This window comes from Providencia sp. JUb39, assembly GCF_012272845.1.
Taxonomy (GTDB): Bacteria; Pseudomonadota; Gammaproteobacteria; order Enterobacterales; family Enterobacteriaceae; genus Providencia; species Providencia lanzhouensis.
The window spans coordinates 1,484,513-1,506,784 of record NZ_JAAWXD020000001.1 but is presented as its reverse complement, the minus strand read 5'-3'; the positions used below and the strand labels follow the sequence as shown (position 1 = coordinate 1,506,784).

25 protein-coding genes are annotated in these 22,272 nt (G+C 37.9%); 6 read left to right on the top strand and 19 right to left on the bottom strand.

What is annotated here, in order from left to right:
• The first annotated feature begins 45 nt into the window (after positions 1 to 45).
• Positions 46 to 1,197 (top strand): beta-ketoacyl-ACP synthase III, encoded by a 1,152-nt coding sequence (locus HFU86_RS06705; RefSeq protein WP_187128958.1) that lies wholly within the window; start codon positions 46 to 48, stop codon positions 1,195 to 1,197.
• A gap of 129 nt (positions 1,198 to 1,326) precedes the next feature.
• Here HFU86_RS06705 and HFU86_RS06700 read toward each other — a convergent pair whose 3' ends face one another.
• The 3 genes from HFU86_RS06700 to HFU86_RS06690 form a co-directional block, all read right to left on the bottom strand.
• The gene (locus tag HFU86_RS06700; protein WP_187128957.1) at positions 1,327 to 1,755 is read right to left on the bottom strand and encodes a TOBE domain-containing protein; all 429 of its coding nucleotides are present in this window, start codon (positions 1,753 to 1,755) and stop codon (positions 1,327 to 1,329) included.
• Between the two features lie 193 nt (positions 1,756 to 1,948).
• Positions 1,949 to 2,632, bottom strand: a complete 684-nt coding sequence (can, locus tag HFU86_RS06695; protein WP_036951600.1) for a carbonate dehydratase — start codon at positions 2,630 to 2,632, stop codon at positions 1,949 to 1,951.
• A 189-nt stretch (positions 2,633 to 2,821) separates the two neighbouring features.
• Entirely contained in the window at positions 2,822 to 3,175 is a 354-nt protein-coding gene (locus tag HFU86_RS06690) for a hypothetical protein (protein WP_255425946.1), read from the bottom strand.
• Between the two features lie 162 nt (positions 3,176 to 3,337).
• On the opposite strand from HFU86_RS06690, the gene HFU86_RS06685 reads away from it, so the two are divergent.
• Positions 3,338 to 3,835 (top strand): hypothetical protein, encoded by a 498-nt coding sequence (locus HFU86_RS06685; protein ID WP_108479550.1) that lies wholly within the window; start codon positions 3,338 to 3,340, stop codon positions 3,833 to 3,835.
• A gap of 159 nt (positions 3,836 to 3,994) precedes the next feature.
• Here the strand turns inward: HFU86_RS06685 and HFU86_RS06680 are convergent, their stop codons facing one another.
• From HFU86_RS06680 to HFU86_RS06670, 3 genes are all read right to left on the bottom strand, one after another.
• Positions 3,995 to 5,410: an NAD(P)/FAD-dependent oxidoreductase gene (locus HFU86_RS06680; protein ID WP_036951608.1), complete on the bottom strand. Its 1,416-nt coding sequence runs from the start codon at positions 5,408 to 5,410 to the stop codon at positions 3,995 to 3,997.
• Positions 5,411 to 5,939: 529 nt separating this feature from the next.
• Positions 5,940 to 6,404 carry a GNAT family N-acetyltransferase gene (locus HFU86_RS06675; RefSeq protein ID WP_132494593.1) on the bottom strand — a complete coding sequence of 155 codons (465 nt, stop codon included), beginning with the start codon at positions 6,402 to 6,404 and terminating at the stop codon, positions 5,940 to 5,942.
• A 58-nt stretch (positions 6,405 to 6,462) separates the two neighbouring features.
• Positions 6,463 to 7,008: a GNAT family N-acetyltransferase gene (locus tag HFU86_RS06670; protein WP_108479548.1), complete on the bottom strand. Its 546-nt coding sequence runs from the start codon at positions 7,006 to 7,008 to the stop codon at positions 6,463 to 6,465.
• A 520-nt stretch (positions 7,009 to 7,528) separates the two neighbouring features.
• On the opposite strand from HFU86_RS06670, the gene HFU86_RS06665 reads away from it, so the two are divergent.
• Together HFU86_RS06665 and HFU86_RS06660 are read left to right on the top strand one after the other, a co-directional pair.
• A complete protein-coding gene (locus HFU86_RS06665) occupies positions 7,529 to 9,292 on the top strand; it encodes a lipase family alpha/beta hydrolase (RefSeq protein ID WP_187128956.1) in 1,764 nt (587 codons plus the stop codon).
• Positions 9,279 to 10,391: a T6SS immunity protein Tli4 family protein gene (locus tag HFU86_RS06660; protein ID WP_442959160.1), complete on the top strand. Its 1,113-nt coding sequence runs from the start codon at positions 9,279 to 9,281 to the stop codon at positions 10,389 to 10,391. Before HFU86_RS06665 ends, HFU86_RS06660 begins: the two co-directional genes overlap by 14 nt.
• 571 nt (positions 10,392 to 10,962) lie before the next feature.
• Here the strand turns inward: HFU86_RS06660 and HFU86_RS06655 are convergent.
• The 6 genes from HFU86_RS06655 to HFU86_RS06630 all read right to left on the bottom strand — a co-directional run bounded on the left by HFU86_RS06655 (position 10,963) and on the right by HFU86_RS06630 (position 14,808).
• Complete coding sequence (locus HFU86_RS06655) at positions 10,963 to 11,598, bottom strand: hypothetical protein (RefSeq protein ID WP_187128955.1); 636 nt, start codon at positions 11,596 to 11,598, stop codon at positions 10,963 to 10,965.
• Positions 11,589 to 12,002 (bottom strand): hypothetical protein, encoded by a 414-nt coding sequence (locus HFU86_RS06650; protein WP_132494589.1) that lies wholly within the window; start codon positions 12,000 to 12,002, stop codon positions 11,589 to 11,591. Before HFU86_RS06650 ends, HFU86_RS06655 begins: the two co-directional genes overlap by 10 nt.
• Complete coding sequence (locus HFU86_RS06645) at positions 11,999 to 13,066, bottom strand: hypothetical protein (RefSeq protein ID WP_132494587.1); 1,068 nt, start codon at positions 13,064 to 13,066, stop codon at positions 11,999 to 12,001. The genes HFU86_RS06650 and HFU86_RS06645 overlap by 4 nt, the downstream gene beginning before the upstream one ends.
• Before the next feature lie 126 nt (positions 13,067 to 13,192).
• A complete protein-coding gene (locus HFU86_RS06640) occupies positions 13,193 to 13,501 on the bottom strand; it encodes a helix-turn-helix domain-containing protein (protein WP_187128954.1) in 309 nt (102 codons plus the stop codon).
• A 130-nt stretch (positions 13,502 to 13,631) separates the two neighbouring features.
• Positions 13,632 to 13,919 carry a hypothetical protein gene (locus HFU86_RS06635; protein ID WP_187128953.1) on the bottom strand — a complete coding sequence of 96 codons (288 nt, stop codon included), beginning with the start codon at positions 13,917 to 13,919 and terminating at the stop codon, positions 13,632 to 13,634.
• 700 nt (positions 13,920 to 14,619) lie between these two features.
• Entirely contained in the window at positions 14,620 to 14,808 is a 189-nt protein-coding gene (locus HFU86_RS06630; RefSeq protein WP_006814834.1) for a hypothetical protein, read from the bottom strand.
• A gap of 778 nt (positions 14,809 to 15,586) precedes the next feature.
• On the opposite strand from HFU86_RS06630, the gene HFU86_RS06625 reads away from it, so the two are divergent.
• On the top strand, positions 15,587 to 16,006 hold the full coding sequence (locus HFU86_RS06625) for a hypothetical protein (protein WP_187128952.1): 420 nt from the start codon (positions 15,587 to 15,589) through the stop codon (positions 16,004 to 16,006).
• Positions 16,007 to 16,078: 72 nt separating this feature from the next.
• The gene (locus HFU86_RS20080) at positions 16,079 to 16,645 is read left to right on the top strand and encodes a hypothetical protein (protein ID WP_187128951.1); all 567 of its coding nucleotides are present in this window, start codon (positions 16,079 to 16,081) and stop codon (positions 16,643 to 16,645) included.
• Positions 16,646 to 16,913: 268 nt separating this feature from the next.
• Here the strand turns inward: HFU86_RS20080 and HFU86_RS06615 are convergent, their stop codons facing one another.
• The 7 genes from HFU86_RS06615 to HFU86_RS06585 form a co-directional block, all read right to left on the bottom strand.
• Positions 16,914 to 17,486, bottom strand: a complete 573-nt coding sequence (locus tag HFU86_RS06615; RefSeq protein WP_187128950.1) for a hypothetical protein — start codon at positions 17,484 to 17,486, stop codon at positions 16,914 to 16,916.
• A 409-nt stretch (positions 17,487 to 17,895) separates the two neighbouring features.
• Positions 17,896 to 18,261, bottom strand: a complete 366-nt coding sequence (locus HFU86_RS06610; RefSeq protein ID WP_187128949.1) for a hypothetical protein — start codon at positions 18,259 to 18,261, stop codon at positions 17,896 to 17,898.
• A gap of 184 nt (positions 18,262 to 18,445) precedes the next feature.
• Positions 18,446 to 20,839 (bottom strand): hypothetical protein, encoded by a 2,394-nt coding sequence (locus HFU86_RS06605; protein ID WP_187128948.1) that lies wholly within the window; start codon positions 20,837 to 20,839, stop codon positions 18,446 to 18,448.
• A complete protein-coding gene (locus tag HFU86_RS06600; RefSeq protein ID WP_132494568.1) occupies positions 20,840 to 21,013 on the bottom strand; it encodes a 3-hydroxybutyryl-CoA dehydrogenase in 174 nt (57 codons plus the stop codon).
• Positions 21,014 to 21,215: 202 nt separating this feature from the next.
• Complete coding sequence (locus tag HFU86_RS06595; protein ID WP_187128947.1) at positions 21,216 to 21,653, bottom strand: ProQ/FINO family protein; 438 nt, start codon at positions 21,651 to 21,653, stop codon at positions 21,216 to 21,218.
• Positions 21,653 to 21,967 carry a hypothetical protein gene (locus HFU86_RS06590; RefSeq protein WP_187128946.1) on the bottom strand — a complete coding sequence of 105 codons (315 nt, stop codon included), beginning with the start codon at positions 21,965 to 21,967 and terminating at the stop codon, positions 21,653 to 21,655. Before HFU86_RS06590 ends, HFU86_RS06595 begins: the two co-directional genes overlap by 1 nt.
• A 158-nt stretch (positions 21,968 to 22,125) precedes the next feature.
• Positions 22,126 to 22,263, bottom strand: coding sequence for a hypothetical protein (locus HFU86_RS06585; RefSeq protein WP_154632360.1), 138 nt, complete (start codon positions 22,261 to 22,263; stop codon positions 22,126 to 22,128).
• Positions 22,264 to 22,272: the final 9 nt, after the last annotated feature.

Below are 22,272 nucleotides of genomic sequence, written 5' to 3'. Positions count from 1 at the left end.
TCACATAAACATTTAGAATATTTAATTTAATTAAATAGAGAAAATATGAGCAAAATTAATACATATATTACAAAAACGTCTATATTCCTCCCCGGTGAAGCCGTTGATAATAAAAATATAGAACATGTTTTAGGTTATATTGGTGAAAAGGCATCCCGTTCCCTTCGAATTGTGCTGAAAAGTAATGGAATCAAAAAACGCCATTATGTCCTCAACCCTTCCTCTGGCGTGGCTAATTTTAACAATGCACAAGTTACTGCAAAATCCATTCATGGATTAGTTGATAGTGATTTTTCCCTCAATGATATTGAATGCCTAGCCACAGGCACGACGCTGCCCGATCAACTAATGCCAGGTCACGGCGTCATGGTTCATGGGGAACTTGGAAATAAACCCTGTGAAGTTATTTCAACATCCGGCATTTGCTTAGCAGGCTTAACTTCGTTGAAATATGCTTATTTGTCCGTCAGTTCTGGAACAACTACCAATGCAGTTTCAGCCGCATCAGAAGTTGTCTCTCCCGTTTTACATGCACGTAATTTCCAAGCTGAAAATGAGGCATTGGTCGAACAATTAGTTCAGCGCCCAGAAATTGCTTTTGAAAAAGACTTTCTACGTTGGATGCTTTCCGATGGCGCCGGTGCATTCTTGCTGAAAAATCAACCTAATCCACATAGCTTATCATTACGCATTGATTGGATTGATATCTCATCGTACGCGAATGAAATTCCTGCATGTATGTATGCTGGGGCAGAAAAAGACAGTGACGGAAAATTAATTAGTTGGAAGCAGTTGAAACAAGAAGAATGGATTACACGTTCAATTTTTTCCATTAAACAAGATGTACGTTTACTTAATGAAAATATCATCGCCTTAGTGCTAAAAAAACCACTACAAAAAGTCATCGAAAAATATGGAATTTCAGCAAATAATATAGACTGGTTCCTTCCCCACATTTCATCCGAATATTTTCGTCAACCAGTATCTGAATGCTTGACTGACCTCAACTTTGCGATCCCTCAAGAGCGTTGGTTTACCAATCTCTCAGAGCGAGGAAATACTGGCTCTGCCTCAATCTACATCATGATCCATGAATTATTACATTCAGGGCGTTTAAATAAAGGCGAAAAACTCTTATGCTTTGTTCCTGAAAGTGGTCGTTTCTCTGGTGGATTTATGCATCTAACCGTTGTTTAATTCACTGTTATTAAAAAAAATATGCTAACCACCTGTTCAAATGGACAATTAAGAATAAATGCAAAAAACTAACTTCTGATAGATAGGTCGTAGAAAAACTACGACCTTGGTAATATTGAGCGGTCTAACTTATTTTTTCGTCGCTAAAATTACACTAGATGCTTTGACAATAGCGGTAACTTTACTGCCTGCCTCTAATTTCATCTCTTCAATGCTATTATTTGTCACAACGGCAGATAATTTCGTTCCGGCATTCGTTGTCAAATGAACAACAGCATTCACACTACCTGTTTCAATCCCATCAATACGTCCACTGAACTGGTTACGAGCCGAAAAAAGATACTCGCGCTCATCCGAAACTAAGACAACCCATGGCGCCTTAATAATCGCAACAGCCTGCTTACCTTTTGCCAAGCCTAACAACTGAGTGCTATTTTTCGTGATCACCGCAGAAATTGTTTCACCATTACCTAAGCTTAAAACCACTTCATCATTAACGGCACCAGCCACAACTGATTCGACCGTTCCTGTAAGCTGATTACGTGCTGAAATTGACATAGAAAACCTCATTTAATGGAAGACGAGTGAATATTGAAACGATAGTAAGCTTTTTAAATATTGTTTACAAACGACTCAATATTCTCATTTTCACAAATGAGCAATGAATCACAACTAATACTTCATTCGATAAGTCTATTATTTTACTGAAAAAATTTAGTTCTCAATTTAACTGTAACGCATCTTTACTTCATTAATTTGCAGAGCAACCTGTTGTAAACGGTGCTTTTGTGGTTAAAGCCGCTATTGCTTCACGATAACAAAGCTCCAGTTTTGCTCGGCTATCTGCCGTAATATCAAGATCCACCAAATAGCCATCATTAATACCGTAAATCCAGCCGTGAACCATAATATCCTGCCCTCTTTTCCATGCAGATTGCAATACAGTGGAATGGCCCAGATTATATACTTGCTCAATAACGTTCAATTCACATAAGCGATTAATACGCTCTGTTGGTTTCAGTTCACCTAACATCCTACTATGTTTAAACCAAATATCTCGAATGTGTAGCAGCCAATTATCAATTAAACCTAATTCCTTATTGTTAATCGCAGCCTCAACACCACCACAGCCATAATGCCCACAGACAATAATATGTTCCACTTTGAGCACATCAATAGCATATTGAATAGCAGATAAACAGTTGAGATCCGTGTGAACCACCAGATTCGCTATATTTCGATGAACAAATAGATCGCCAGGGCCAACTTTAATTAATTTTTCAGAAGGTACTCGGCTATCGGAGCAACCAATCCATAAAAATTTAGGTTGTTGGTCTTTTGATAATTGTCGAAAAAAGCTAGGGTCTTGTTCTTTAATCGACGTTGCCCATTCCCTGTTATTCACAAATAATTCTTTAATTTTATCCATCGCCATGTGGCACGCTCACTTACAAATCTTGCTATATATGATATTTCAAACGTGTTTATCAAAACGTAGTCAATTTAATTAATATACCTAAATTTACCAGAAGATTACTCTCAATCGGTTAATATGCAAAAAAACACCTCATAACCAATGATAGCCTCTACATTAAATTCGTCATTAATTTGCTTATCTTTCGCTTTATTCTTCTGCCATTTGCATTTTTAGCCAAAATGCTTGCTGGCATGCGTTAAAAAACTCTTTTCTTTGAGGTAAAACAGAACACCCAGCAGAATCAATAACTTGCCAAATAATCCAACGCTCAGGACATTGGCTATCATTATCTGGAATGGACAATTCAATTTCTTCAGAGCATTGAAGAATAACCCCGTCATGAAATCGCCACTGCCGGATAATTTGCATAACTTCCGACTGGGCATCTTGCTGGCGCTGATCAAAAATAACTTCACATACGGCCTGCTTTTTCATGGTACCTAATATGTATTTTGCTAACATAGTTTCGTTTTTTTCATAAAAATATCGAGCCAATCGCATGCTTAAACAACCTTTATAAACACCTAAAAATCTTAACTCCGTAAAATAATTAGATATCAATTACAAAGTCTAAATAAAACCTAAAAAATACCGTTAATCCTATATCCTCTATTACACTTAAATTATACGTTACTTTATCATTTCAAAAACGAAAGGTTTGTTATGTTTAAAAAATTACTTTTATCGATCATTTTAAGCGGTACGGTTGTTTCTGGCGCTATGGCCAATTCGACCTGTTTGCCTGTGACTAATCAAAGTTTAACGAAAAGCGGTTTGCCAACCCCTAAAAATAGCACCTCTTTTGCAAACTACACAGAGGTCACTAATAGCGTTTTCAGTGCCATAACTAAAGATATGACCTCAGAAGAGAGAAATGATGTAGTGTGCACCAAAGATGCCTTTAGCTATTCTATCTATATGTCTAATGAGCAGAAAATCGCGAAGATATGTGAAACAAAAAGCGGCTGTGATGATTTAAAAACCATTTTCCTGGTTATTGCTAACATCGACATTAATGAAGGAACGGAAGCAAAATTAAAAGCGGCAATGGCAAAAGCAGGTATTACAGAAACCAACATTAGAGATACTCCGGCAAAACTAGAGCAATTTATAGGCCAGTACGAAACACAGTTTACCCAGCATTTTGGCGATTTAGAGTAAGGTTACTTTCCAGTCAAACCTAATATCGTTGAGAAATTAAAAAAACGGCTTTATAGTTTTTATCTAATTTTAACTTCCTGTCGATACAAAAAAGCCCTCATATTGAGGGCTTTAGTATTTTTATATCTACATTAATGTCAACAACAGGCTGTACTCAACTTAGAAACGATACAGGCTAAATGCTTTCGGATTAATGATTGGCTCTTTACCTAACAGGATATCTGCGGTCATTTCAGAGGATACTGGGCTTTCAGTCATACCCCAGCCAGTTGCCGTGTTAATAACCAGACCTGGATATTCCTTAACTTCAGAAATAATTGGGTTTTCATCTGGTGCGATAGCCATCGCTCCGCTCCACTGGTCAATTAATTTAGAGTCTTTAAATGCAGGGAACTCAGTTTTCAGTTTTTCTAGAGATGAATTCAGTTCTGGTAAGTCTGGTAATGCCGTCATATCACGGTTTTTCTCAAATGGAGAAACTTCATCTAATTTCCAGCTGGTCTCTTGGGTAAACGAGTTAATCAGCTGTTCGTTTAATGAAATATGAACAGGGAAGTCTGGCAATGCTAACAATGGCAGGTATTTATAGCCATAAGTGAAGGATTCTTTAACAACAGGTGCCACTATCACGCGTGGAGAAGTTGCATAGGTTCCATCGGCTTGTTCACGGAAGTAAATATTGCCCGGCAGAGCAACGTTTCCACCCGGTGCATTTGGTGCCGCGCTAATCAATTGTTGTGATTGATAAGCTGGTAATGTTGGAACATCTACACCCAGGTTTTGCATGAACAGACGAGACCAAACGCCGCCCGCAACAACAACTTGAGAAGTTTTGATTGCGCCTTTTTCAGTCACAACATCAGAGATCACACCCGCTTGAGTTTCTAAGCCTCGCGCTGCACAGTTGGTATAGATTTTAATACCAATTTTCTTCGCGTATTCTGCCATAACGAATGCAGTAACTTCTGCATCGAAACTACCAGAATCTTCTTCGAAACCTGCAATTTTCCAATCAGATTTAGCACCACGAAGACGCTGATTTAACTCGCTTCCTTCGATCATGCGTGTTTTGAATGGAATATCAGAGCCAACGTTTTTATGGCGTTCATCCATCCACTGGCGAACGTGAACCAGATCTTCTTCATCCAGAGGAACTTCTACACGGCCTTGAGTACGATAAGTTGTATCAACACCCACCTTCGCATTCATATCACGCCAGCGATGTTTGCCTAAATGGTGTAATAAGAAGGTTTCATCGGTCATTTTGTATGTAATTGCCTGACCATAGAATCGAGATGATTGCTCTCCCGCAATGTTCCCTTTTTCTACAATCACGACAGATAAACCACGCTCAGCAAGGTTAATTGCCGTCATTACACCTAAAATACCAGCCCCAATAACAACAACATCAGATTGCTGTGGCAATGCGCCAGGCGTTCCTTCAACAAAACCAACACGTGGTTTACCTGGAACAAATCGCCCTTCACGAGTCAACATCGGAGTTAAAATACCGGCTCCCGCTGCGACAGCGACTACAGAACCACCAATAATAAATTTTCTTCTGGTTATTGCCATTTCGACACAATTCCTTATACACGATCAATATTACTTACCTAACAATTTCACCATTTTATATTATTTGTTAATCATTCGTAAACTATTAGTAAATCATGTTTATTTTATGTGTAATCCCACTTTTTTGTCTAATTACTCAGTTAAAAATAAATAAAAACTTCATTTGTTAATTTTCAAAAACCTCATTATTCCATTGAAAACAATTGATTTAATTGTATTTTTTCGGCGGAAATAATAGCCCTTTGATTTTAAAGGAAAACACATAATAATCCATCATTTTTAGATTATTATTCATTAGCAACTAATGCTTATACTTATAAAATAATCTCACTTAAAGGCTAACATTATTTGATTACAGCTAAATAACTCACTATTTTGGTAAGAAAAACAGATTTTATGAGTGGCGTATGGGTGCTATATATTGGTATTGCAGAATAGAAGTTGAACTTCGTAAATGATGACTACGATACAAAAACGTTAAAAGCGACTTTTCTCATCAAAACATCTATCAATACTTCAAATCATTTAACTATAATGCCAATCGGACCATCATTGCGTTATGAAGTAGCACTCCCTTCACAATAACTTCTCGACGTTCAACTATTTCAAACTGATGATTTTTAAAAAATTCTTCAGCTGATAAGCTGACATATGACCATAGCTTGTTGATGCTTTTCGTATTAGCCACTTCAACAAGTTTATTCATAAGTGCGGTACCAATTCCGCAGCGAGGCTTCATAACAAAAAAATGGTCAATATACCCGTCATCTTGAAGATCTGCATATCCAACAATCTCTTCATCAATATATGCAATAAACGGCTTTAATGTGTTCATTTTGCTTTGCCAATGCTCACGCTCATATAAATCAGGCGCCCAAGCTTCAAGCTGTTCTTCTGTATAATACGCAGCGGCAATACGATGAACTGAGGTATAAAATATTTCATGCAGTTTTTCTGCATTCTGAGGTTGATAAGGCTTTATTTGAATTTTCATATAAACCAGATAGTCACATCTTAAATATCCTTTAAAAACAAGATATTACCCTACACCGCTAGGGATGGTGTATTTTAATTCCATTTTCGGGCTTGCGCTTAAACATAATCGTCGTGGATTCAAGAATACCACCAACCGATTGAGCGAAATCAGGAATTTCACCACTTATCTGCCATCCAAGGGAATTATATAAGCTAACCGTTATCCCTTTAGTATTGGTATCCAATGTTAAAAGCCTCAATCCTAAGTTCCATGCAACTTGCTCAGCCTCTTGCATCAATTTTCTTGCAAGTCCTTTACGCCTATATTCAGGTAACACCAATAACTTACAAATTTCTCCTCGGTGTTTACCATTTGGTTTTGCGCATAATTCAAGACCAACAACCCCAACGATTTGATTGTCTAGCTCTGCTGAGATCAGCTTAAAACTATTCGTTGATAACGAATGATTGACGTCAATCCAATAGTTTCTCATCTCATTAATTTGAGCTTCTGCATCAGTATATCCAACACTTGCACCGCCAAGGACGCACTTATAAAGTACGTTAACAAGCTCATCGATTTTATTTTCACTTAGTTTTTTATCATAACAATTAATTATCATATTGAGGCCTCAAATTAGAGATACCATTACACAGAATATAATTAGATTTAACTATGTCTTAATTAGATTTGCTTGTAACTAAAATTCAGCGGATTGGTTTGAATTTCCCAGATAATTTGGTGTTAGTTTAAGTGTAGAGGGCTGAATTAATAAGGAATGTACAATATCTTTTGGCTTGTCACGCTTAATTGCTTTATTGGCTAGTTCCATAAACCGCCAGTATTGCATAGCGAAATAGTAGCGATTTAAAACGGTATCAGTAAACGTCGGTAGAATGAAATTTTGCTACTGAATTGGTGGCTATTCAAACAGTTGTGAGATTCTCAATGTACTTCACACTTTTTACTCAACTAAAACCCTGTTCAAACTAAATTAGACAAGTAATATTGATTAATTAATTTCACCACTTAATATCCATTAATTCTTATCAATAGTAAAAAATTCGATTTCATGACATGAAACTTAAGTTAAATTAAGATATCCTCATTTACCCCACGATAATTCAAAAGGATTAGTTATCATGTCTGAAAAAAATTCGCCCTACATTGGCGAATGCCAACATGTTTCCTATCACCTACCGCAATGGGATGAAAATGGAAAATGCCAATGGATTGATATCCAACTTCAACACAAATCCCTCAACGCTGAAGCAAAGTGTATTTTACCGCCGAGGAAAGTTATTCCTGTGATTTTTATCCCTGGAATTATGGGAACTAACCTTAAAAATAAAAAAAATGGAGATCCCGTTTGGCGAGCGGATAAATACATGGGAATGGATACGCTTTATCTAGCTTCTTTAGGCGGAAAAGAACGGCGAAAAATATTAAATGTTGATTCTACGACGGTTGATAATCGCGGTAAGTATATTCAAAGTGATAATTCGGCATTTGTTGATATTCGCAAAGATAATACGTCATTCAGTGATGATGGATTCATGTTACCGAAACGAAAAGATCGTGGTTGGGGAGAGGCTCTTTTTTTAAGTTATGGGACGTTTCTGGATGTACTACAATCCGCGTTGCTTGATGATTGGCAGCAAGATATGTTTAACCTCAAGAGAAGGGATAAAACCAAATCAATTCAAGATCACGGTGATAAATCGACAGGGGTATTAAGACAACTTGTTAATAAGCCAATTGGCGGAACCAATGAATCGTTATTAACTGAACAAGAATTAACACATTTTGAACGCTTTTTATTTTCGGTTCATGTCTTTGGTTATAACTGGCTTGAAGATAATGCCATCTCTGCCGCTAATCTTACGAAATATATAGATAAAGTCTTAGAGACTTATAAGTATAGACATGGATATGGTTTAGCCATTGAAAAAGTCATTATTTTGACCCATTCCATGGGAGGATTGATTGCCCGTTATGCGATGAATCCCCCTGAAGGAGCATTTCAAGGATGCCAAGACAAAGTTTTAGGCGTAGTGCATGGTGTTATCCCTGATTTAGGATCACCCGCCGCGTATCGACGCATGAAAGTGGGCGCGGCTCAGGAAGGGATGGCGGGAAAAGTCTTAGGCGCGACAGCAAAAGAACTTATGTCTGTACTTGCGGCTGCCCCTGCTCCCTTGCAACTTCTGCCATACCCTCGGTATCGCTCATCCTGGTTGTCTATTGACGGTGGGGGGAGCTATCCTTCGATGGTTGATACCAATACAGGCACATTCGACCCCTTTAACGAAATCTATTTACGCAAAGATGTGTGGTGGCGTTTGTATGAACCTGACATTTTAGATAAAGAACCCCAAATTATTGAAAATAATTGGGGTAAATATACTAAATTGATGGACACTAAAATTAGAGATTTCATGATTCATCAAGAGAAAAAACGATACCATCCCAATTCTTACGTTTTTTATGGTACCGAAGTGGAGTCTGATAATACGCTCCGGTGGAGCGTGGAAAAAGTTGTGCCATTGAAAATGGGTCCTAGGCGTCCTTTAGTTTTTAATCCTGAAAATAACCAACGCATTGTGTATTCCGGCGGAAATGAGGTGAAAAATGTCTTAGGGGAATACGACAGCAGTTCTTATCAATACACCCAATTCCGATTGGTTTCTTCTCAAGGTGCTGGAGATGGTACCGTTCCTGTTGAATCACTGGTTGATATTCTCAATAGTTCGTCAGTCAAAGGTAGTTTGGCAACCAATGTTGACCATCAAAACGCCTATGCAGTTGATAGCCTTCCAGATATCAGAAATCGGGATGCGATCCGATTTACCCTAAGAGCGATAGTGAAAATGGTGCAAGAGGTCGATATTCGTGCGGCTGATTAATCGTTATACGCAACATCTTGTCTCCTTTATTGGGATATTGGTGTGTATTGGGTGGAGCCTGGCAAACGCTCCTGCACAAACAGAATTAGCAAACAAGGAAAAAACTGTGATTGCCTCACTTTTTGAAAAAACGAAACCTCAGTGCATTGGGCGCTATGTCATTGATGTACCTGAATCATTCAATAATAAGCTTCGGGATAGTGTTTCTATCGGTGACTTTAAGCTGGAAAGTTTATTTACCTATCCGCCCGCTTTCAAACAACGCATTGAGTTACGTGAAGCAGAATTGCGGAACTGGAAAACCAGTGCTGAGAATGCACCAATGTTGAAAGAAATAATTCAATTACCGGATGGTAAAGGGGTCATTTTTGATAGAAATGTTCCAGGTGTAAGTGATTTAAGTCGTATTTTAGAAGCTCATGTTTATACAGGTCATGTTGCATTCATTATTACTATAGAAATATTAGACCTATCAGATCCTAAATATTTAAATAGAAAAAAAATATATGAAAATGCAGGCTTTTCAGAATCAGAAATGAATGACAAGCCCTCAAAATTAGCAGCCATGCTATCTTTAGTTTCTCGATTGCAAGGGCGTTTAGATCATGAAATTCCCACAGATAAAGGGGTTTGTATTCCCAATGGTTTTATTTTAGATGGTAACGAAATACCGCCACAGGATGTCGCTTTTCATTACGAATTGAAAGGATTTACATTTTCGGTTGAGTCAGATAATAGTATTGCCGATTCTAGTGATACGTTATTGGGTAGAAGTGCGGGGATCAATGAGGCGATAAGGCAACACAATCGAAAAACAATCAAAAAAGGTGAGCTATTGCCGAGTCATATCCCATCTCAAGAATGGTTGGTTCAAGGAGAACAAGAGGTTTATTCGGAAGAGCAAAATAAAAGAATCCCCAATTTACCCTATTATTTCTTTACGTTTTACGCTAATGAGGCCACTAGCTCTTTAACTCTCCCTAAATTACACATTCTTATGAGTAACCAAGATCAATTCACTCCATACAGTGATATTCAAATGGTCGAAATTTGGGATCGAATAGTCGGTTCGCTACGTTATAAACCAAATACATTTTAATTGCAGGTATCAGCTACCTAATATCCCAATGTGACACAAATCAAAAATGGAGTAGCAAATATGATTTTTTATTTTTGCTGCTCCATTCTTGATAATAAACCAACACAAAAACTCAGCATTATCCTTACAACCTTATTTTTCTGCACTAGAATTAAGTAAAAAACCACCTTGTACTCTTAATATAGCTTACTTTACAGTAATTCGTACTTTGCGCACTAATTCCCACTCGTGAGCAAAATTGTAGAGATTTAGAAAGACGTTAGTAGACTTCGGTAGAGTGAGATTTCGCTGGAATGCTTGATTTACTTGGAATTGGAAGACTTTGGGAGATGTTGCTAGAAGTGAAGATGGCGGAGGAGAGAACCATACATAACAGTCAACACACTGATAATAAATAATTATTTAATTTATAATTTTCTAGATACCCCCAAATGTACCCCCTAATATTTTTGTCATACTTGTTTTGAGGTGATTTTTAACCTCAATGTTAGCCCTACACTTTCCAGTAACATTATTGCAGAAATATCAATAATCTTAAAATCATTGCAAATTATAAAATACCATTCTAGGTTTATTTTTTATCTTTAGGGTCAAAGCCGAGAACAACTCCCATATGTCTTACCTTGTATGGTAAACCTGAACGAGCGTGTTTATGTATTGAGTGGAAACTTAATCCTTGCCTAGAGTCACATTGAGTCGAACTATATTCAGGTAGCTGTTCGCTATCCAATCGTTTTTTCCACTCATCAATAACTGCTGAGGCATCATTTGTCCTTATATATATAACTAGCCCACCATTGCAATTTTTGTTAGTACCAGACGAATACCTTGTACATAATTGGTTAAATCCTTGCATTAAATACTTATAATTTGAATGTATTTTGGCTTCTCCCAACCACATATAATCTTTATGTTTAATGACTATGTCTGAGTGACCGCCGATCATTTCATCATGTGTTGCATGATAGCCTTTCGCCCTAAAATGGTGAATAATATCTGTAGTTAATCTATCTTCTCCATCATTTTTACGTACTGACGGATCCTCTTCCATAAACTCAATGCATGTTTCTAGCTCTTTATAAACATTTTTGACAAAATCATCATAGCTATTGCATAGCAACTTATTTAGAAAACTTTCCACTGATTTATCAAAAAGCGCAAATTTTTTTAAATCAGCGATTGTAAGGTCATTTGAGCCTAATTGCATATTATCTCTCTCCCAAAATCAGAAAGAGATAGATACATAAATATCTTAGACTCATAATCTTGAACTGATTCCCCAGTCTCAGGATGATAATAAACATTATTTATCTGGCTATAAACTAGTGTTTCATGATCTACCTGTTCAATAAAATCACCATCAATAAATTCGAAACACACATTGAAAATAGGAAACTGCTCACCAGACAAAAAATTAATGACATTGAAAGTAAAGCCACTTTCTTTATTTTTAATAATTTTATTTATTTTATATATAGGTAAGTGTTTGAGATTGTCTTTCTCTGAGATACAAATATAGTCTAGTATTGAATTGCAGGCGCAAATAAGGTCTTGATCAAAACTGACCTCTATAGATATCTGCTCTAATAATTGCGCCTTTGTTACCATCATATAACCTTAGATACCAAAAAGTTAAAATCACTTTCAGTGATACACCCTTCAATAATAGCACAGTTTACAGTAGGATTGCTTTGAGAAATTGCCGCTACTCCTGCATCAATTGTCAATTTCAGTGCTGTACCACACTCTCCATCCCATTGTTTAGTAATATTATAATTGTTTGTATCTCCATTTATTGCTTGTAACCCAACCTGGTGAAATTTTTCTCTTCTTAGATCTTCGTCACGACGCCTCATTCTCTCTTTTTTTACAGATCCTGTCCCAGTCGAGTGTGATAGAGTGTTAATCAAACCATCGCCGCTAACATATAACTCATTAATTTTATCGAATAAATTTATTTTTTTAAATGGTGACTGTATCTTTAACCATGTATTAAATTCATTTGAAATCATATTCCAGTATCTTAAATTAGCATTATCAATCTCTTCATTGTTAATGTTTCGACTATGGTCTATTTGGATTTGCAGAACACCATTCAACTTATTGAATAAAATACTATCAAACGATTGAGCTCTACCACTTTTAATTCCTATTATTTCTTCATAGCCATCCAACTGCTTTGGTTGGTTTCCATCAAAATCTATATCATTAATATCAAATGTATCTCTCTGCTTATAAGCTCGAGGATATGTCATTACTACTCTAATTTCGTTTGCATTATCATCGATATGAACAGGGCATGGATTATTTAATTTCAAATTAAACAACGATTTATTGTCTAATATATAAGGGTAACTATTTTTATATGTTTTAATATCTTTATGCTTTGTTGTTGTAAAAATACGATTTATTACATCAACCGTATTCTTTACGTTTTTGTCATTTACATCTGACAACCGTCTAAAATAGACAGTCCTTTTTCCATAATACAGCTGGGATAGATATAAATTTTTAACTATCTCATCACTATCACTATCATAAATTTCATTATAATAATCTAAAGCGGCTTCCCATCCTTTTGCTGATGCTAATCCATTGTGTGTCAATCCATGCTGGATAGTACGGAACGAAACATCCTTATCTCTTAATAATGATAAAATATCATAAGCTCTCATATGCTTTCCCAATGAAATCATAAAAAATATTTACAATTAGAATACATGCTAACTTTAAAGATCGTAATACTGATAAAATCACAGTAGAAATCCAATTAATCTTATTATCCTACAATTCACTATGTTTTAATTAGTTAGCCTACGTTTTCTTTTCGCCAATCTCTGCTCCAGCTCCCTCTCCGCTTCAATCTGAGACATAAACATATTAAAACTTCCATTCGATAAGGAGCTTTTCTTTCTTTTTTCCCTAATAGACAGACTCACACCATCATGAAACTGATCTTGCTCAAACCGTTTTAAGCTTTCTTTACTAGCGCGCCATGACCTGCCAACACGGAACATATGATATTTAGCAGGGTTTCTATATACAGTCGACTCAGAAAGCTTAAGTAGTGCTGCATATTCCTTTACCGTGAAAAGTGAATCATCTTCCATTGCTATCCTCTGAATATGTAAGAGTTACTTTTAATTTTCAGGATAACTTAGCTGGGTGATTAATTCTGGGATAGCGATTCAATCTACGTTCATTTATTTTGAGCTTTATTTTTATCATAGGGCTCATTTACTAACAGGTAACTATCTGCGCCCCTGTTAGCTGATAACCATTAAACCATTCATAGCGACCTGTAGCAGTTACTTTGTTTCCTTTCTGGCAGGTCATTATCTCCAGTGCGTTAATATCGAATGCCACTATCTTTAATGGGTACGGGCTACGCTTGTCACTCTCAGCCTGAATAGTCATTGTGGCCATAACTTTACCTGTAGCTGTTTTAACTCTCTCAGGGGCTTTTATTACCGTTCCTGATGTGGTGATCCTGATTGATTTTGCTTTTCTAATTTCTGGTTTATTCATATTGATACCATCACAATATAAGCCATTGGTTAAAATAAAATACTGATAGGACTCTGGCTATACAGGTAATCGCTCTAATTATTAGTGGTGATCGAAACGTTAATCTATCCATGATGATACGGGATTATCCCGTATGTAACTATAACTTATTGATTATACTTAATTCCGTTAAATCGACGGAATCAATATACAACTTATTGATAACGCTTAATTCTGTCACAAAGCCATGATTAACGCTCATTGACCGCCTGAACCTTAGTGTAACCTTAGTGCTAGTTCCCATTTGCTAAAGTGCGTTTTCGCTGTAAACCATTGTGGAAACCTCACCGTAATCTCACCGTTATCGGCTTAATCCTCCCCGTAACATCCCCGTTTAACCTTGCCGTAGTTCGTTATTGTCGCTACCCATCTTTCCCTCATTGGTGAGGGCAACATAGTTTAAGTTATTGATTTTTATTCAGAGTGATTATTTGCACTGTGGGATTAATTCCCAGAGGACAAATTTGTCCTGTGGTTACTTTTGGTGGTTACCAGAGTGGTTACTTTTATCTCATGGTCATTACTAGAATATTGCCAGCCAGTGATGAGCCTCCAATTTCAGAGCCTCATACCTCTTTGATTTCAAGGCAACCTATAGACTGTATACCGTCGCACTTTTTAGTGCTTCGCTTAATATTTGACCATTGCGATTATATTCACATCAGCGTTTCGGAGCTGGCTTAGTCCATTGGTAGGTAGGTGCTGTCATTCTTCGTCTGTGACGCTCTTTAGCCTGTATTGTCTGGGCTACACCTGTTCTAATCGCTAACCTATCGCGTCCATTGAGTGATTGTCCTTGCTGGTGGGCTAACTCCATCATAACGGCTTCTATTGTTTCACGCTGTAACATGGCTATACCTCAAAGGTGTTGTGATTATCGCTATACCTTGATTGTGCTGAATTGGAACAATCAAAGCCCATCATTCCACTAGCATAAAACATGCTGTTTTGCTGGCAACCAGAGTGGCAACCGTCAAAATGGCAACCAAGTTATATCCGTCAAGACTAGTCCAAACTTATTACCCTTGTTTTGCTGCGTACTGTTCACGAAAGTCTGGATTTTATTTAATTATAACCAATAGTTAGCATTAATTAAGTACCTACTGCGTACCTAAAATAAAAAAATGATGTCAGGTTTTGTCAGGTTCGTATAGCCAAATAAACCACCGTGGTTCTTTTTGACATCACCATCATCTCACCGTGATTAATGGTTATCCTTGTTAGCTGTACTGGCTAATATTTAGCTACTTTGGCTAAAGGCACTAATTTGTGGTTTTGATATGAGAGCTTAATTTCAAGCCATCCTTAGCATCAAGGGCAGCATTTCAACTGTTACCCTTTCCGACTGTCACGATAATCATGACGGTTGATACAGGCTCAAAAATGAGCCGATTGATTCTATTGGTAAAATTAGACTGTGCTCAAATTTGAGCTTTGCCATGTATTCAGTCAGTTACAAGGCGCAATAATACGCTTTGCTTGTTTTACAGTAAGTTACCCTGACTTTGTTATATTAAGTTATACAATTACTCGTTAAATCCACCAGCAATTTTACATTTTCTAATCTGTATAACATCGTTATACGCTGATATAATAAGCAATCATTGAGTTAATAACGGACTATTATCATGAGTAAATCTAATCTTATTGCCTTTCGTCTACCTGCTGAACTGCAAGCCCTGTTTAATGATGCTGTATCAAATTCTGGCAACGATAAAACAGCGTGGATAGTCTCAGCTATCAAAGAGAAGCTAAACCGCCCAGATAGCAATCCTGACGCTCGTATGTTATCGCTAGTGGAACGCCTAGAATCGTCTGTCGCGTCTTTAATTGCTGGTAAGGCAGATATCCCACCGTATACCTATAATGAGTCTGCTGTCGTTTCTGTGGTTAATTTGGTGCTATCAGAGGGTATAGATAACGGGCGGATTATCGCAGAACGAATTAACGAGGCTGGTTATCAAACTAAAGGCGCTAAAGCGTGGGACAAGGATATTTACTCAGCGTGGAAGCGCCACAAAGACATCATAAGTAAACTTGATTTTTAATAAACAGCTTAACTTTAGACAATTTTAACTATAGTTATGCCATCGTTATTCATCAAAAATAGGCTTATCTAGATGAAAAATTATAAAGTAGTTGATAAAACTGATAATTTAAAAACTCCGTACTTAAAAATAATTTTATGCCGGAGTGAATTGGTTAAATCTCAAGTTACTCGCTGTAAATGGGCTTGGTTGACCTTAATAGAATTACTCTTCGGGATGTCATTACTCAATTCCATAAAAATAATCTCGACCGTACAATCAGGATATAACCCAAAAAGATTTTCTATAGAAAAGCATTTATCCATTTACATACCAAGCTCAAGACTTACTAGGTGTTTTAAAGGTAGCATTCTTGAGCTTCTATATTATAAATACCACATGTCATATCTCTTATTAAAAAGTGCGGAGCCGCCATATATATCAGATGAGGAAAGAGTTATTTATTGTTCAAGAACCAGATTCTTCGTAGACAAAGATTATATAACAGGCATTTTTGAGCTACAAAAAAAATATGATTTTTTGTGGTTAGTGATAAATGTAACCACCACTACCGCAGCATATTGCGTCACGCCTGAAAATATGTGGATCTTTACATCTTTAGCAATTGAAGGGATAAGACGTTTTTTTTATGCACAGTAATCCCCTACCGCTCACTAATATTTAAAACTTTAGGATTGAGATGCGAGGTTTAATTAGGTGGAGTTAACCGAAATACGTTAGCAAATGTTAGCATCCAAACGTTTACAATTGTTAACGCATGCCTTATCAAACCTTATCATTTACCCTAAGAAACCTTAAGATTTCATCCGAATTAACGTTAGGATTTGTTAGGATTTTGGCATTATAAAAACGTTAAGAATTGTTAAGATTGATGAGTAAGGCGAGATTGTAAAAGCATAAGGTTTTATTAGGCTGTCTCTATCTTAATATTCGACGTTAGTTTATCAACAAAAGGTATTACCGCCTGCCAGTAACAATCCTCCAATCTTGCTTGTTTTGCTACTAATTTATCGAATGTAGCCCAGCTCATGCCTTTGGGCTTTCTAAAGTTATAAACATATTTAGTTAAATCACTAACATCTGAGCTATAACCCCAGATAGCAAGCCGCCCCACTCGCACTTTGCGCCTTAGTCGGTCAAAATGGTTTTCACTCTGGCTGGGATAGTGAAGTTTCCAACACTCTCTACATCCTAAATCTTTACTGCCAAGATACAGGATAGCCCTGCGTTTATGGCAATGGGGGCATGAATACCAGTAGCGAACCCCATAGCCAGCTTGTGTAGTGACTAGAGATAGAGAAATTCGCTTATCCCCAATAATCACAAGGTAGTTATCTCTATCTTTACCAATGATTAACTTACCTACGCGAGTATTCCACTGTAGCCCTTCACCGTGATTTTCAAACTTCCTAATCGTAGCAATTACGCTATGCCCGATAGTCGGTAATGCGTCCGTGTAATGCCTTGATTGCGGTTTCATAGCACCTCGTAGGTTTCAATACGAAATAATATGCGTATTTCATTAAGCGTCAGTAAATTTGTATAGTTAAAACCAGTGATATCAATGGGTGTGAGCCAATTTAGCTAGTAAAGTTTTCAATCCTTTTTATGGACTCGCAAAACTCTTGAACTTGCGAGATTTAAATCTCTTTTTTATGGACTCCATTAATCATCAAAGTTCACGCTGTAACTTCTCAATTATCGCCTGTCTCACGAACTCCGCGCGATTGCCAGCCCTGATATAGTTTATCAATATATGCTCATCTACTGCGTCAATAACGGATTGCTCACACGTTACGATTAAGCGCGTTGTCGGCGTACCGTTAAAGTAGCGATTGCGTTTTTTCTTAATGCTTTGCTGCATGTGTTCAATCCCCATAACGTTATATTTACTGCGGGTCTGCTGGGGCTGGTTCTTCCTGATTTCGGAGTAATTTACACCCGCCAAGCAAAACGCTAAGTTCATTCCCTTTGCGCTTATCCTGGATAGCAATTAGCGCCCCATCTTCCGCGTTAAGAATATACATCATTGTAAAAGTGCTGCTTTTCTTTCCATAGATAGTTCCTGATGACCCCTTTTCCAGCAATGGCAATAAAGGCGTATTAAGTTCTTTACCATTATTTAGACTTACAAAAACATGCTTTCCCGTTCCCCCTTCTTGGTTTTCAACAACTACATTCGCCTGTCCAATAACTTTATCTGTATATTCTGACCAATTAGTTATGTCATTTGGCATTGGGTATATATTGCACATATACGCCCCTTGATATGAATTCAGGTTAAAGTTTTCATCTCGATACAACCCACTACCAGCGTTCGCAATTGTTGATGTTGTAATGCTGAGTACTATCCCAATGAACAATCGTTTAAACATTTTACATTCTCTCTGAATTTGGTTTAATTAATTGTGCCATTGGGTATAGGTTATTTAAAGTTAATTAGTTCATTGTTGGAACTAGTTGATAAACTCTCCGCGTAGCTTCTTCAGCTGCCGATTCATTAACCCCTGATAATGTTGAAGCTGTGGTGTGTACTGTTATTCCCCCTACGTTGACATCCGTTTTGTTATTTGTGATTGTTTGGGCTTGTGATTTAAGCGCATTGGATTGATCTAAAAACCCCTTAGCCAAGCCACTCACACCTGCCGCAAAAGGCGTTGATATCTGTTTGTTGAATGATTGGATATTGCTAATAGCGTTCTGCATAGGATCGCCAGTACCTTGAATGGCAGCCATTGATAGAGCATCCGAATATGGATATTTATTGCTATTTTCTACTTTCGACATCTCTTTGATCAAGGAATGCATGACAGCCGGGTTATTCAAGTCTAAAACAGAGTCCACACCAACCCCCATTCTATCAGCGACAATTTTTGAATATCCAGCAGGGTCATTATCACCGTGACCTTTTGGTGCCCATTGATGGATAATATCCCAGACAGTTTGTAACTTTTTATATTCCGCTGCTGCTGATGTTCCATTGTAGTACATCATTAGCTGTCTAGAACTGGCTCTTATTCCATCATAAGGACTATCAAATTTAGCCCATCCGTTACCGTCATTTGATGCGCCTTTCTGTTTTGCATAGGCTAGGTTTAATGGACTGTTATACCTTAACCCTCTTTCCTTATATTTTGATGAAACGTTTATATCATCACTCTTGCCACCAACTAACTTTTCATTAGCTTGATCTAATGAAAGTTCTCCTCTAGTAACTCTGGCAGCTAAAGAATCCCTTGTTACATCTCCTGTTGGTATATCCAATGTATCGCTAGATAATAACTGACCGTTCCCTTTTCCTCGGTTATCAATCCACTCGCCATCTTTCCAGTAAGCATCTCCGCTACCTCCTGAAAATGAATCCCAGAAATACCCCCACGTTGGCGCGGTTCTGGCACGCTGATATGCGTCATATTTGCCAAACAGTTTATTCAGCCCTTCATCTACTAACTCAGCACCAATATATGTTGCGCCTATCATTCCAGCTCCTTTTGCGAGCTTTGATGCGTTACCTGCCGCAACCCCAACGCCTTTAATGCCTTTGGTTACTTTTCCTAACGTTGCCAGTAGGCTAGCAGCCCATTTAGTTCCGAACCACAAAGCAAATCCACCCAGTGCCACTTTCCAAGTATCAAGATTTCCCTCTTGGTCGGCGAACCACTTGCCAATCTCCGTTTTTTTGAACCATTTTTCGAACTCTTCCAGTTTTTTCAGTATCGGTGTAATTGTGCTATCCCACTTTTTCCAATACTCGCCAAGTAATGATTCGCCGCCTTCCTTCCACTTTTTGAAGTCGTCATAGAGCAGCCATAGCCCCCCAGCCAGTAGAAGTAGTGCTGCTGGCATGAGTCCGATAGCCCCAAACATGCCTAGGAACGCTGCCGCGGCTTTTAATACTAAGGGTATGAGGGTAATGCCTATCACCGCCCCCATAGCTTTAAACACCATGACGGCGGTATCTCGGTTCTTATTCAGGTAATTCAGGAAGCCAGACACTAGCTCAGAGAATTTAAGCGCATAAGGGATAACATAATTAGACAGTAGCGTCTTTAATCCCTCCCATTGCTGACCTACTAGCGCATTTTGCTTATTCAGTTGCCGGCTAATCTCTAGCTCTTGTTCAGACGAAACCACGATATCTTTTTGTAAGGCTAGATATTCCTCTACCTCTTTCCTCCCCTGCAGTAACATATTTATCGTGCCTTCATCAAAGCCCATATTCTTAGCAAAGTTATAGGCTTGAGGTCTGGACATTTGAGACAGGCTATCGGCGACATCCAGCAAGATATCATCAAGGTTTCTCAGTTCCCCGCTATTTTTCATCACACCCACATTCAGCGCGTTAAAGTACGGCAGGATTGAGGTATCACCCATTGTAGCCAAATCCCACAATGATTTGCTTAATCCGCCCATACTGGCAGCCATGCCCTCTGCGCTGCCTCCTGCCATTTCTGCCGCACCTTGCCAGCGCTTAACAGTCGTCGCATTAACGCCTAGATTCTTACTCATGAAATTAAGCTGATCGTTAGCTTTGGCGGTATCGTCAATGAGTTTTTGCAACCCTGATGAAACTAAGATTGTGCTAAATAGTGTGGCGAGGGCTTTAATTCCGTTATTGACTGACTTGGCGAACTCGTCCGTTTGCTCTTTCGCTTTCTTCTGCTGCTCTTTTGTACCCTTGAGCGTTTCGTTAACATCACCAAGTACGTCATTTAATGAGTCGATAGATTTTGATAACCGATCATTCTCATTCGTCGCTTTCTTCGCATCGGCGGCAAAACTTGCCGAATCCAGCTTTAGCGATACTAGCAATGTATCTATTAATGTTGCCATTTATACCCCCTCACGGCGTAAAGCCTCATTGAGCAGCCCTCTAATTAGTTGCGTCATCGGAGCTTCATTAATTAAATAGTCCTTTTCCGCGCGTTGTCGGCGAAACTTCTCTATGCGTTCCAAAATCTCGCTATCAATTGATACAGCTTTGAACGTTCTTTTTTGTTTGCTCATGGTTATTTATCCACCCTGTTTTTATATACACCATAATTTTAATTCAGATTAAAAAATAAACAACAAATTATTGCTATGATTAGACTCATAAATAGAAATATTTTCTACTAATGCTCGATGCCATGGAAATAAGACAACAAAAAAACCGACTATTTGAGTCGGCTTTCGTCTTGTATGTGATGATTGATTTTGAATTGTGGTATTACTTTCCGTTCCATTCCGCCAGCGTTTGTTCTGCTATGGCTTGCTGTTCTGGTGTGACTTCTCCGTTAGGTTGCCCGTGCATATCAAACCGATTGCCACCCAGAGTAAGAGCTTTCAAATACGCCTTGCGGCTGATGTATGAGCGTAATCCCTGTTTAATGTGGCTATCTGGGATATCCAGCCCTTTATCTTTAACCTCAGCAATCATAGCTTCCTTGATGCCAATCATTAGCGGCTTGGCTTCTGTCCCGCTAAATAGCGTCCAGTGCTGCGCTATGCGGTCGATACGGTGCTGTTTCTTCTTCGCATGAACATCTGCCTTATTTTTCTTCTTAGGTTGCTGTGGGGCTTCCTGTGGCGTTTTAGCCTGTATGCTTTTTGGGGTGTTCGTCGCTGGTGGATTTTTACATTTTAACGTCAGTGTTTGAGTGACCATTATATCCCGTCTCCCTTAACAATTGCCCATGAGTAAACGCAAGGCTCACCCATATGAATAAATCTATCATCAGGCAAGTAAAGAATTTCACTGTAAGCCTCATCTGGGTGTAATGGCTCCATACCAAACCCCCCTGTCAATACAGGCAGGATTTGAGTATATACTTTCGACTCTTTTTCATAGCGCACATCACATAACGCCCATGCTGCTACAGGCGAGTACCATTCAGTTTTATCTGCGTCATTATCGGTGATTTTAACCCACCAACCAGAGATAGCAGGTGTCAGGCTTTTAATGGTCAATTTGTTACTCATTTAAATATCTCTCTATAGGCGAAAAATGATTTTTCTTTGGGATAACGGGATAAGTTGCTTATTTCTATTTAATATCATCAAGTTAACTTATCCCAAACACCCTATTTTCTTATCCCATACTTTTTATTTTTGGGATAACTTTGATTTTCAATTAACATTTATAACAATTCATTATCATTACCTTTGGGATAGCTTGGGATAACATGGGATAAATAGAAGTAACCTAACTTAATAATACTGTTATCTTTTTTAGTTCTTATCCCGTTATCCCACTTATCCCAACGTTTTTGATTCATCACAGGGAT